Here is a 12732-nt window from a genome sequence, read left to right on the forward strand (position 1 = left end):
AAGCTCTCAGCGTGTTTCGTGCTGAGAGCTTTTGTAATATTATTTAGTTTATGCTTCTTTTGGTGTATAGATTAAATGTTCATTTAAGAAAGCTGTAAAGCCAAGTTCACTCAATTCACGGCCGTAACCTGAGTTCTTCACGCCACCGAACGGCAATTCAGGTAGAGAGGCCCAGCCAGAGTTAATGAATGACATACCGGTTTCTACTTGCTCGCCAATTTCGCGGGCGCGGTCTTTGTCAGTGCCAAAGACAGAGCCGCCTAGGCCGTAGCTTGAATCGTTGGCCATTTCAATGGCTTCTGCCTCATCTTTAACTTTATGAACGCGGGCAACGGGACCAAAGATTTCTTGGTCATAGATTGGATTATCTTTCGTAATATCTGTTAGAATCGTAGGCATGACAAAGTTACCCGGATGGTCAATTGGCTCATTACCAATCGCAACTGTTGCACCATTATCTACAGCTAATTTAATTTGCTCTAGAACGTCTTCTTTGGCTGCAGCAGAAGAAAGGGGAGCTAATTCTGTTTCTGGATCCATTGGATCGCCCCATTTAACGTCCGTGAAGCTTTCGACTAGAATTTCCATAAAGGCGTCGTAGTTCTTCTCAGTAACGATGAAGCGTTTCGAAGAAGTACATACTTGACCTGCATTGTATAGACGTACGTCTGGAAGTAATTTCTTCAATTCATCCATATCCGCATCATCCATCACGATAAAGGCATCGTTACCACCTAATTCCAAGGTAGATTTCTTTAAATTACGTCCGGCAGATTCAGCAATACTTGCCCCGCCACGTTCAGAACCAGTTAAACATACACCTGTTACACGCGGATCGGCGATGATGTTATCGACTTGGTCGTATGATGCGAATAAGTTCTTATAAGAACCTTCTTCCATACCGGCTTCCTTAGCTAAATCTTCAAAGGCTTGGGCAGAGCCTGGACAGATGGATGCGTGCTTTAAGACCATCGGATTTCCAGCAACAAAGTTAGGAGCAAAGACACGCATAATTTGGTAATAAGGGAAGTTCCAAGGCTCAACGGCCATAATAACACCTGTTGCTTGGCGAACGACATAAGCTTCGCCCGTATCCGTTTCAAACGGAATTGGTTTTAAGAATTCATCTGCTTTTTCGGCATAATAATCCGCAATGGCAGCTGATAACTCCACCTCACCTTTCGCTTCTTCAAAGAGTTTACCCATGTCTTTCGTCATAATTTCAGCGTACTTATCCATGTCACGTCTGAGAATTTCGGCCATTTTATGAAGTTGGGCTTTACGATCTTCTAAGTAATCGTCCTTGCGCCATTTCTTATAAAGTTTATGTCCATTCTCTAAAGCTTGTTCAATTTCTTGATCAGTAATATTATCGTAACTTGCTAATACTTCGTTTGTATAAGGATACTTTGTTTCATATGCCATGTGAAAATTCCTCCTTCATTTGATACTCATAATGTAACATGAATGAGCTTACACTTTCAAGCATATTGCAACCGATTATGAGAGAAAAAAATAACCCCGAAAAATTGCTGGGTGAATATTGTGCAATTTCCTTGTTAGCTTATTGGATTATCCAGTTAAGGCCGAGGCACAAGCCTACCGCACGCGAATATTTGTGCGCAAGCCGGTTAAGCCAGCAGATTTCTCTGGTAGGATGTATTTGGATATTTATAATGCGTCTAATGGCTATGGTATTGAAGATGTGTGGCGTCGTTCATACCAGTATTATATAGAGAATGGTCATATTTATATCGGCATCACCTCTAAGCCGGTTAACGTCCAATCGCTCGAAAAAATTGACTATAATCGCTATAAAAGCCTTTATTGGGTGAATATTCAAGCAGAGGACGTACCGGAGATAATCAATCCAATCAAAGCTATCCCTGGCACGGAAGAGGGGCTGATTTGGGATATGTTATCGCAATTAGGCTATCTAATTAAGACCAATCAAGCCCCATTCTTAGCGAATTATGCTGTTGAAGAATTATATATGACTGGTCAATCGCAATCGGGTATTTACTTGAATACCTATGTGTATTTCTTCCATTCATATGTCCAGGAGATTTTTGATGGCTTCTTGACCGTACTTGGGGCAGGGCGGATGCGCGACTTGCGCCAGAAAGAGCGACGTGTTTCTTTGGCTGGTATACGTGATCAGTTGATCGCAAATACAGAGATTCCATTTATCTTGCTGTCATCTCACGGGGATATAAATTTATTTCGGAGTAAGACACACATTTTGCAAGACTTAGCAGATTGCTATCCTAAGATACGGCATTATGAATTAGCCTCATCACCTCACACCGATCCGACTTTACCGATGAAACCAGCAGGTAGTGAAGTAGCTAAAACTGTCGATTCGTCAAGATTACTTGGTGGCAGTTATGATTATAAAGTTAACTTCATACAACTAGCCTACTATGTCAATGCCGCCAGGAATTTCTACATTAATGGGCTGTCAATGGCAAGGAACCGCCAGCTTCCCGCTTAATTGCTCGAAATAAGCATCAGAAAGTTCTCACAGACCAGCATGGTAACGCTCGCTCAAGGTGGCTTACTCAGTCCATATGTAGACATACCGATTGCGACTTATCAGCCGAATGAAGCAACGAAATTAAGCAAGCTTGGTTTAGAAATTGGTGTGAATGGTTCCATGGATTATTTCGATCGTGACTAGTTGAAGCAATTATTTTGGGGTCCTGAAGATTACCTCCGCCAATTTAAGCAAGCGGTCGACCAGCAAATAGCAGAAGGCTGGCTCCTACCAGCTGATGCCAAGCGAATGCTTCAGTGGTCCCAAGCTATGGCCGAAGAGCTTTTCTAAAGGCTAATGGCAGTGTTTTATACGTAAATGGCTTATATTTGCATTTGAAATGCTTGTGATTGTGTATTGTTGCCTTCAATTATGTTACATAATCAACCGAGGAGGATTACTTGCCTTGCGGATAAATTAAGTCTATAGTGGCCTTAGAAGGGAGTTAGATATAGATGAAACAATTCGAAAATAAGCAAAAAATTCTGGCACTCGCTGTGCTTTTATTTGGCCTAAAGGCAATAAATTTCCAGTCGACTGCAACCATTTACGCCGAAAGTAATGAAGCAAGTCAGGCAAGCCACGAAGCTGATAGTGGACATCACGGTGAGGGGCACGGGCATGGCCATGCTCATCATCATGGCGATATGGAGCATAACCGGAATGAAACGAAACCTATCAACATGACGGAGGTTGAAAATCCTAAATACCCTGTAGGTTCAAAGGTTATTATTACGGATGCACATATGGATATTATGCAAGATGTGGAAGCGGAAGTATCTGGTGCGTATGATACGACCTTATATACTGTAACTTATGATGATGGCTCGATGGTCATGGCAGACCATAAGTGGGTGGTTCAAGAAGAAATCGAAAGCGCCAATGATTCTTATGAAATTGGCGATGCGGTTATACTCAAAGCCCAGCATATGGAAGGTATGGAAGGGCAAGAGGCTGTCATTACGGGAAAATTTAGAGGACCAGCTTATATGGTCAACTTTGAACCTAATGATGGGAGTGAGCCTTTCACCAATCATAAGTGGGTAAGTGAAATCGAAATAACTGCAGCAGACAAGCCTGCAAAAGAAAACTCCAGTCTTGAATAGGCTGGAGTTTTCTTTCATTATACGTCACTGCGCCCGACCTTTTGGACGTTTGACGCAGGGGCTTATCTTCGCTAATCATTAAGTGATTATTTCTGAGGTGTTGACCCTTCATGAAAGTCTTCAGGTTCAATATCAGAATAGAGAATCTTAACGTTCTCACGTTTAGCAAAACCTTGTTCTTCCATCAATTCAAAGATAGCTTCAGCTAACTTTTCTTTCTGCTCAGGTGTTCTTCCGGACTTGAGTTGAATATTAAGAATTGGCATCATCATTCCTCCTTTTATAGCCTTATCATGGATGCATTTATTGTACCTTAATTTAGGCTATTGGAAAAGTGTGATCATCGCTAAATGAAATATTTGTAAAGTCTAGTGAATTCGAATTGTATTGTGGCTTGTTTCGGGATTTAATAGAGGTAGTAGTGATAGTGATTATAATTAGGGGAAAGAAATATGAAACAAAGAATAAGGCTAATCTCTTTCGTGTTGCTATAAACGAAGAATGTTAATCGCTAAACTATAAATAGGCTTAGGAAGATTATAAATAAACTAGGGTTTGAGAGCCGTAACCTCAAATCCTAGTTTGTTGTGATATAAGGGGGAGGAGCGTAGGATAGCCTGTATTTTCGATGGAGATATAATCTAATTTACGTTAGTTTACATAATATATATTATCAGAAAAATAAAAAAGTAAAAAATAATAAAGGCTTGATACCTTAGACTACTTTTACTGGATTTTTCTGATAATATATATCATTAAACGATATGTTTTAGTTGTTTGATTTTTCGCTCGATTCTAAATCATTAGAATGTCTTGGCGTCTCCGAATGGCTCGCTGTTGTAAATAGGTCTTGGCACATTCATAGCTGATCTAGGTGAGTATCTATTTACCACCAATATCTTTCACAGCTTTGCAGCTTGTTTCGACAAGCAATAGTCCGTCCTTTCCGACCGACTGCTTATTCCTACTTAAAAAGCTAAAGGCTAATTTAAATAGAGGGGAGCTAACCCCTTTTCAGCAGCTTCCCAGACTGCTCTAGGTTGTCAATGAGCGATTGAGGTTTCCCTCTACCCTGATTATACCATGTATATTTTTGTTGTCCATACCTTTTTGAACATTCGTTCCCTTTTTATTTATTTTCAATAAATCTATAAGAAATTCAGATGTTGTATAAGTGCTATTTTCATTCATCAAATCAAGAACTCTAGTTCTTGAATAAGCATCTATAGCTGTGATTTGATAGTATCGTTTATGGTTACTGGCAAAACCTATAGAATGAACAGGAACGTACTTCACATCGATTTGAACTAATTCTCCTGGATAGGAATAGTTGGGTTTATTTTTTTCTTGATTCGCCTTTTTTCTTTTTAGAAGGAGGTTTTAAGTTCATTTTCCGTATTTGACGACACATAGAATCATAGCTTCTAGTATAGCCCTTATCCCTACATTTATGATAGACTTGGGCTAATCCTCGATGCCTATGGTATCGATAGTTATGCTTGATTAACTCTAATTCAGTCTGTGTGTGCTGATTAGGATGAGATTTAGGGCGAGTTGACTTCTTTCGAAGGGATTCAATCGTCCCATCGTATCGCTTCCGCCATCTTTGAACATATTGACGGGATGTGTGATACTTTCTCGCTGCAAGAGCATTATTATTCACTTTTATAGCATACTTAACAATTCGTTCGCGATGTTTCATTCCTTCTGTTATAATAGACATATGAGAGATCCTCCTTGGATGATTTTTGATTGCACATCTATCATACCAAAGGAGTCTCTTTTTTTGTTTGTTTTATGTCGCAAATGTATTATCTCCTAATATTTTTGAACATTCGTTCCCTTTTTATTTATTTTTCAATAAATCTTGAGACTCTCTATAAGCTTCAAGGAAGTTTAAATAGTTGACAATATCTTGATAGTAAAAAATATAATGTTGTGTTTGCTTATGCGTTGTATACTTATACAGGGGTTCAGAGATTCGCCCTGATTTTACCAGTCGTTTCAGATGGGAAGTGTTAATGTCTAAAATTTCTGAAGCTAGTGTTTGGTTAACCGTGTATTCATTTAAGAGGGAATGTATCAAATCTTTTCTTTCCTCTGTTGATAATAATGCAATGTCTGACTTTAGTTTGATAAGGCTTCTTTTCTTTGACATTTTCGTTATTCTCCTTAATCTTAAATGTTTTAGTTGAAAGTCTACTATTGACCCTCATTAGATTTACTTTTTCTTTTACTGAATGAACGTATCCTGGGGTAAAAGGCATGAATTCAGTCACTCTTTTAATATCGGTAATCCCTACATAATCTCTAACAGCAAGTATGTTTTTTGATCTATCAAGAAAATCGATAATAAACTGATTACGAGCAAGTCTGGGAGTGATGTGTATATTGTGTTCGATATTTAGTTTTTTAAACAGATACCATATCTGATCACTAGAAATTGCCTTCCCCTTTTTGCTGAATAAAGGTTCATTACTTTCCTTCCTAATAATTAATCGATTAATTTTATTCCTTAATTCCCCTTTGAAATCAATCCTAACTTGCGAGTAGGGATAGTTGATCATTAAATAGCTCTCTTTCTTATTAAAGTTTGACACTTTGATTGAACTAATTGTACTTCCCTTTAATCCATGGTAGCTGATTAGGTATACGATGATAGAAGTTAGGTCATCATCTATATCTTTGGATAGACGCCGTAGAATTTCTGCGTGTTTCCCGTTAGGTTTTTTTGGTAAATAATAGCAATAGTTGTGATGGATATAGTCCAAACCTTTCAGGATCTGCCTATCGTGATATAATCCTAAATATTTTATAAAGTTTTTTAAAGCGCTTTTCATGGCATTTATGGATCGGTTAGAGATATTTTTGTTAATCCACCTTGAAAACAATTTATGCAGCCTTTTTCTAATCGGTAAGTTATGATCAGTTTCTATAAACTCTTTTGCTACTCTAGTATAAAGCCTGATTGTATGCTTTGAATAGTTATTCTTAATCATATAGTTATAGTAATCTGTAAGCATTTTATCACCTTCTGATCAATAATATCACAGAATTTTTATTGGTATTTCTTGCTTGTTTCTTCTGTAGGTGACTTTAAGTATGCTTATGTTTTTAAGAATAGGTTCTTTTTAAGAGGCTGAACGATATTTCTAGGTAGCTATCGATTTAAATAAGGATCAAATGAGGACTGGATGCTAAATAAAAATGAATACTCTTTCTTTAAATTCCTTTGTTTGTTATACAAACTTAATAAATGTCATCATTTTGTAACATTAAATTCTATACTGAATGCCCTTTTTATCTGTTTTTTGCATAAAGGAACCTCTTGCCACGCTAGCAAGAGGTTAAATAATTATTGGATGTAGAGATCTAGAACGGCTTTTCCAAAATGATTAAAGGCAGGAGGTTGTTGTGATTCACGTCCATTTTCTGACATTACAATTAATGAGAATGTTCCTTTGTTTGTTTTGAGCATAGCTGCATCCCCTAATACGCCGTAGTTTGCAAATTGGCCAGATTTGCTAAAAACATCCACAGTATTAGGGAGAAAAGATGCCAAAGAAAATCAACGTGAGGTCTATTTCTTTGATGTGGAGAAATGTAAGATATGTCCAATTCAAGAAGATGTTATAAAGTAGGCGCGAAGTCCAAATCATATTCTGTAACCATTCAAAGTAACTTACATCGACATCAAGCGAATTTCCAGGAAACAGATCGATTTAAAGAGAAGGCTAAGATGCGCTATATGATTGAGGCCAAGCATGATGAATTAAAGAACCGACATGGTATGAAACAAGCCAAAAGTGTCGGTTTATTAGGCGTGACTTTACAAGTAGGTGCAACTATATTCATAACGAATATGAAGCGAATAATCAAATTAAAGGAAGAAAAAGAAGCAAATAAGTAAAAATAATAGAGGCAATGAGTCACACGATTGAATTTGTGAAACTCATGCTCTCTTTTTTTTACGATTGTTGGGTCCCGCTCATAGAAATACACGTGAGGTTTATCAGCAGTCTCGTCCGAAAACTGCCTATTTTTATCTTTCTGCACCTTTGCTATGGTCTTTCTTATTTGACTTAGCTTTGTCATCTATCTTAAAGTTTTATTTTCCCTAATATGGACTTTTTATCTTTATTTTGACTCTTTACTTGTTCTTTTGCTTTTAAAAGCTTAGAAGACAAAATACGAACATTTTTATGTTCCTTTCCGTTGTTGTAAATACTTGTTTTTACTTGTCCAAATTTTTTAACAATATCTCCTTGTTTTAGGTTCTCTAAATCTTTTGTATTATCTCCATAGGATAAACAATTAGTGTAAGCATTGTTCCTATCGTCATCTTTTGCTAAATCTATTACATTTTCATAATATTGTTCCTATTGCCAAGTAAGTTGTAATAGTTTATTTATTTTTCAGTTGTCATTTTATTTAAAAATTACTCATTATCTTTTTTATTTTTCAGCCACAAATAAATTAATCTAATTATTGGAATTGCAATTAAAATATACACCCATACTGTAGGTATTTTACCCATATCCTATACCCCCCTTAAAGTAAGTTAAATTTACCAACAATAAATAACACAACAGAAACTGCGCACAGCACAAAGGCTCTTGTTAGCGAAAAACTATATATTTTTTCAGGATCTTTCTTGCTATATTTTATTTTCTTTATATCTCCCATTTCCATGCTCATAGGCACTTGAATTTTATTTTTTGATACATAATTCTTCCCATTTATTGAATATTCAAATTGTGCCCATTTTGAATTGCCTTTTTTTACTGATTCAGGATTAGGTTGCCATATTGATATTACCTTACCGACAGTATATTCAGTATTATTTCTCAATATATAACTTCGCCCTAAATCTACTAATCCAAAAACTAATAATATTGTCGCTGAAATATAAATAAATTGTTTTTCCATGAAATTTCCTCCTAACTAATAAAAATTATGTTTTTAATATTGTTTTTTCTCCATAATTTTAATTGATATTTTTATGGAAATTCCAAGGACTATAAGGAATAAAACTATTATACATATGGTTGTTATATTAAATGAATATAGGCTGAATGTATCAATTAAATTTGGTATGATATCCAACTTTTCTTTTAGTAAATTAGATATGGCAAATATTATCAAAAATGTTATCATAACAATAATTCTGCCCTTTTCCGCACCAAATTTAAGAATGAAAGGTAACTGAATTGCAGGCAATAAATTTATTGATACAATGCTCAAAAGTGATAATATTATTATTTTATCTAAACCAAGACTTCCTTCTGTCAATAGATATATAAAAATAATAATCGATGCAACTAAACTAAATGCAAATGCAAAGAATAATTTGCTAAAAACATATGAACTTTTTTTAATTGGCATTGAAAAAGCAAACTGTTCAAATTTAGATTGTACATCGTAACCAAAAGCTATAGAATTTAAAATTAATGGCATGAAAGCACACATCAAGGGAATCATAATTAATGTCTTACTATATATGGCATAAGCACTTAGTGCAATACATATTACAAAGGATAATAGAAATGTCTTTTTCAAAGTTGCTATATCTTTTATAATTAAAGCGGTCATCATTTATTCTCTCCTTTCACAAAGTATATCATTATATCCTCAATTGACGGCTTTTGTAATGTTATTCCATTTGGAACAAGATTTCTCTTAACCAATAGTTGTTGACCAAAAGAATGCACTCTTCTTCCTACAATTGCTTCATCATCAATGTTTTCCACTTCTTTATCTGATAAGTTACAAAGCGCATAATTCTCTTCTAGTTCCTCTTTTGTTTCAAAGAATAAAACTTTACCTTCATGTATAAAAGCAATATAATCAGCAATTTTTTCTAAATCTGATAAAATATGTGATGATATTAGTATTGTGTGATTTTCATCTTGCATATATTCCAAAAGTAAATCTAATATTTCTTCTCTTACAATAGGATCCAATCCACTTGTCGGTTCATCTAATATAAGAATTTCAGCATTATGTGATAAAGCTATTGCTATTGAAAGTTTCATCCTCATTCCTCGAGAATAATTTTTTATCATTTTTTCTGATGGCAAATTAAACTTGTCTTTCAACTTATTAAAAAAAACTTTATCCCATTTTGAATAAACTCTAGAACAAAATCTTTCAACATCTAATAATGTCATCTCATCAGGAATTAACAAATCATCAAACACTACACCTAAACTATCTTTTATTTGAATAGTGTTATAATCTTGATTATCAAATATTTTAATAATTCCAGAATCCTTGTTTAACAAGCCCAATAATAATTTTATGGTTGTACTCTTCCCAGCACCATTTTGACCTATAAATCCAACAATTGTTCCTTTTGGAATAGAAATATTTATTGGTCCTAATTTAAAATCGTTAAATTCTTTTACTAAATTCTGAATCTCAATTGCGTTATTACTCATAATTACCCTCCACATAACTTTTTAGCATATTTATCAATTCCTCAATCGATATATCTGCGATTTCTGACAATTCAACTGATTTTTGTAACATTGATTCAATTTCCTTTAAGTATTCTTCACGTATAAGTTCTTTATTTTGGGGAGCAACAAAATTTCCCTTACCTTGTACCGAATTAATGAAACCATCCATTTCCAATTCATCAAAAGCTCTTTTAGCTGTTAGCATACTTATTCTTAATTCTTTTGCTAAAAACCTTATCGAGGGTAGCTGTTCCCCAACTACTAGCTTTCCAGAAATTATTTGTGCCTTAATTTGATTTTTGATTTGTAAATATATGGGATCATCACAGGAATTATTTATTTGTATATCCATTTTAACCACCTACTGTTATTTCTGTTTTAACTGTTATTATTATGATATAACAGTTAAGTTTTGTCAACTTTCCATAGAAGTAATTTTAAAAAAATAAAGGCAGTCCGAAGACTGCCGATATTTACCTCTCTGCACCTTTGCTATGGTCTTTCTTAGTTGACTTAGTTTTGTCATCTGTCTTAAAGCTTTTTATTTGCCCTAATAAGGACTTTTTATCTTTATCTTGACTCTTTACTTGTTCTTTTGCTTTTAATAGCTTAGAAGACAGAATACGAACATTTTTATGTTCCCTTCCATTGTTGCCAATAAATTAATTTATTAAAATATTTATTTTGTTTATATGCAACTTGTTGAAGTAAGCCAGCCAAACTGGTAAACAGAAAGGAAGGATAACAATGTTTGCTTATTACATGGAAAGACCGAATACCCCTGCTCCAATCATTACTGAAACAGAAAATTTTATGGTTAAACATCATCTAGAGCATTTGATTCCTACAATTGAAGAACTATGGTATTTTTTAAGAGCTTATAAAGAACCGCCCCACTTTTTTAATTGTTATGCTTGTTTATTATTTGCTAATTTGGTTAATGGGTTAGTGTTGGAATATGACTTAAAAGAAGAGGATTTTGACTATTATATCAATGGTTTAGATACGCATTTATATTATCAAGGAGAAGAGGATTTTTTTAATAAGCTTGAAGAAATCATGGTAAAAAAGCAATGTGTTTAACAATCATTCACTTCTTGCCACGGTGGCAAGAAGTGAAAAATTCATAGAACCATGGTAAAATAATAATTAAGAGGTGACGACATGGAAATTACACCTACACATGATTTACTGTTTAAGAAGATTTTTGCGAGTGAATCGAATAAACATATTCTAAAACATTTTGTAGAGGATATTTTAGAGATTCAACTTGAAACACTGCAGATTATGAACCCTTATCATATTAGTGAATTTAAGAATATAGATGAGGACAATATTGACTATACAGAAGTTGATATTCTTGCACAAACAGAGGGCGGTTAACGGATCACAATTGAATTACAATTAGCTAATCATAAAAGTTTTTTAGAGCGTACCCTGTACTACGCCTGTAAATCCTATATTGATAATTTCAATAATCCTGAACTAATGACGAATCGCTATAAATATTCTAGCTTACGGAACACGTATGCCATTAGTATTTTAGGATTTCATCTTTTTGACAATACCTTCCCAACGGTTACCCATTTTGATTTTAAAGAAAGAGAGACTCATTTCTTGTTAAGTGAAGCGAGGATGCACACGATTGTTCTTTCTTATTTTACATTATCGAATGGCAATTTTAATAATAGACAAGTTGAATTTTGGCAAAAATATTTTACAAATCAGGAAATTACAGATGAGATGCCGACTTATATTCAAGAAGCCAAACAATTAGCCCATCAAAATAATTTGAGCAAGGAGGAATTAGAGATGGCAGAAGCACTATCTAAACGTCAACAGATTCAAATGGCAAGAGAAGAGTTTGTTCGTGATGAGGGAATTGAACAAGGAAAAGAAGATTTGATTTTCCTTATGTATAAAAAAGGAACTGAATTAACAGAAATTGTTAAATTGACCGATTATACAGAAGAAGAGATTAAAAGGATTTTGAAAAAATATAATCAATAAGCATTAGCGCCCTACTTCTTTATTGAAGTGAGGGTGTTATTTTACGATAGTTAAATCAACTCATTGTACTACGCCTGTAAATTCTATATTGATAATTTCAATAATCCTGAACTGATGACGAATCGCTATAAATATTCTAGCTTACGGAACACGTATGCCATTAGTATTTTAGGATTTCATCCTTTTGACGATACCTTCCCAACGGTTACCCATTTTGATTTTAAAGAAAGAGAGACTCATTTCTTGTTAAGTGAAGCGAGGATGCACACGATTGTTCTTTCTTATTTTACATTACCGAATGCCCTTTTTATCTGTTTTTTGCATAAAAGAACCTCTTGCCAGCGTGGCAAGAGGTTAAATAATTATTGGATGTAGAGATCTAGAACGGCTTCGTACTCTCCAATTAATTCACTGTAGCTTGGATTGTAATAAAAGCCGTCAATAATTCGCTTGATTTTTTCATCATCTACTAGTCATTTCAATACCTGTCTAACTGTAGTATTTGATGCAATATCTAAAAAAGTCATTTGCAAAAAACACTTTATGTGAGTCAAATCTTTTTATTTTGTCTGATATTCTTTCCATATATGAACTCATTGCCTCTTTTGATTTATCTAAT

At 34.5% G+C, this 12732-nt stretch carries 13 protein-coding genes and 3 pseudogenes; 7 read left to right on the top strand and 9 right to left on the bottom strand.

Annotated features, from left to right (window positions below; translation table 11 throughout):
* Window positions 1-48: 48 nt before the first annotated feature.
* Window positions 49-1425, bottom strand: coding sequence for an NAD-dependent succinate-semialdehyde dehydrogenase (locus CL176_RS05475; protein WP_118990400.1), 1377 nt, complete (start codon window positions 1423-1425; stop codon window positions 49-51).
* A 118-nt stretch (window positions 1426-1543) separates the two neighbouring features.
* On the opposite strand from CL176_RS05475, the gene CL176_RS05480 reads away from it, so the two are divergent.
* The 4 genes from CL176_RS05480 to CL176_RS05485 all read left to right on the top strand — a co-directional run bounded on the left by CL176_RS05480 (window position 1544) and on the right by CL176_RS05485 (window position 3642).
* A complete protein-coding gene (locus CL176_RS05480; protein WP_118990401.1) occupies window positions 1544-2494 on the top strand; it encodes an alpha/beta hydrolase domain-containing protein in 951 nt (316 codons plus the stop codon).
* 39 nt (window positions 2495-2533) lie between these two features.
* Entirely contained in the window at window positions 2534-2680 is a 147-nt protein-coding gene (locus CL176_RS12230) for a hypothetical protein (RefSeq protein ID WP_162890837.1), read from the top strand.
* On the top strand, window positions 2681-2827 hold the full coding sequence (locus CL176_RS12235; RefSeq protein ID WP_162890838.1) for an alpha/beta hydrolase domain-containing protein: 147 nt from the start codon (window positions 2681-2683) through the stop codon (window positions 2825-2827).
* Between the two features lie 164 nt (window positions 2828-2991).
* Complete coding sequence (locus CL176_RS05485) at window positions 2992-3642, top strand: YdhK family protein (protein ID WP_118990402.1); 651 nt, start codon at window positions 2992-2994, stop codon at window positions 3640-3642.
* 86 nt (window positions 3643-3728) lie between these two features.
* On the opposite strand, the gene CL176_RS05490 is transcribed toward CL176_RS05485, so the two are convergent.
* The 3 genes and pseudogenes from CL176_RS05490 to CL176_RS05505 all read right to left on the bottom strand — a co-directional run bounded on the left by CL176_RS05490 (window position 3729) and on the right by CL176_RS05505 (window position 6665).
* Window positions 3729-3908 (bottom strand): tautomerase family protein, encoded by a 180-nt coding sequence (locus CL176_RS05490; protein WP_162890839.1) that lies wholly within the window; start codon window positions 3906-3908, stop codon window positions 3729-3731.
* 829 nt (window positions 3909-4737) lie between these two features.
* Window positions 4738-5365, bottom strand: a pseudogene (locus tag CL176_RS13010) (helix-turn-helix domain-containing protein); the annotation flags it as partial.
* A gap of 340 nt (window positions 5366-5705) precedes the next feature.
* Window positions 5706-6665 (bottom strand): tyrosine-type recombinase/integrase, encoded by a 960-nt coding sequence (locus CL176_RS05505; protein WP_118990405.1) that lies wholly within the window; start codon window positions 6663-6665, stop codon window positions 5706-5708.
* A 587-nt stretch (window positions 6666-7252) separates the two neighbouring features.
* Between CL176_RS05505 and CL176_RS05510 the strand changes: the two genes are divergently transcribed.
* Entirely contained in the window at window positions 7253-7552 is a 300-nt protein-coding gene (locus CL176_RS05510; RefSeq protein WP_118990406.1) for a transposase, read from the top strand.
* Window positions 7553-8193: 641 nt separating this feature from the next.
* On the opposite strand, the gene CL176_RS05515 is transcribed toward CL176_RS05510, so the two are convergent.
* The 4 genes from CL176_RS05515 to CL176_RS05530 are packed head-to-tail and all read right to left on the bottom strand — an operon-like array spanning window position 8194 to window position 10455.
* Window positions 8194-8571, bottom strand: a complete 378-nt coding sequence (locus CL176_RS05515) for a hypothetical protein (RefSeq protein ID WP_118990407.1) — start codon at window positions 8569-8571, stop codon at window positions 8194-8196.
* A 33-nt stretch (window positions 8572-8604) separates the two neighbouring features.
* Complete coding sequence (locus CL176_RS05520; protein ID WP_118991575.1) at window positions 8605-9234, bottom strand: ABC-2 transporter permease; 630 nt, start codon at window positions 9232-9234, stop codon at window positions 8605-8607.
* The gene (locus CL176_RS05525; protein ID WP_118990408.1) at window positions 9234-10082 is read right to left on the bottom strand and encodes an ABC transporter ATP-binding protein; all 849 of its coding nucleotides are present in this window, start codon (window positions 10080-10082) and stop codon (window positions 9234-9236) included. Before CL176_RS05525 ends, CL176_RS05520 begins: the two co-directional genes overlap by 1 nt.
* The gene (locus tag CL176_RS05530) at window positions 10075-10455 is read right to left on the bottom strand and encodes a GntR family transcriptional regulator (protein WP_118990409.1); all 381 of its coding nucleotides are present in this window, start codon (window positions 10453-10455) and stop codon (window positions 10075-10077) included. Before CL176_RS05530 ends, CL176_RS05525 begins: the two co-directional genes overlap by 8 nt.
* A 395-nt stretch (window positions 10456-10850) precedes the next feature.
* Between CL176_RS05530 and CL176_RS05535 the strand changes: the two genes are divergently transcribed.
* Both CL176_RS05535 and CL176_RS05545 read left to right on the top strand, forming a co-directional pair.
* Entirely contained in the window at window positions 10851-11186 is a 336-nt protein-coding gene (locus CL176_RS05535; RefSeq protein ID WP_118990410.1) for a hypothetical protein, read from the top strand.
* A gap of 81 nt (window positions 11187-11267) precedes the next feature.
* Window positions 11268-12113, top strand: a pseudogene (locus tag CL176_RS05545) (Rpn family recombination-promoting nuclease/putative transposase).
* 383 nt (window positions 12114-12496) lie between these two features.
* On the opposite strand, the pseudogene CL176_RS12670 reads toward CL176_RS05545, so the two are convergent.
* A pseudogene (locus CL176_RS12670) lies at window positions 12497-12710 on the bottom strand (DUF6088 family protein); the annotation flags it as partial.
* Window positions 12711-12732 lie beyond the last annotated feature (22 nt).

It is taken from the genome of Suicoccus acidiformans (genome assembly GCF_003546865.1).
GTDB classification, from domain to species: Bacteria; Bacillota; Bacilli; order Lactobacillales; family Aerococcaceae; genus Suicoccus; species Suicoccus acidiformans.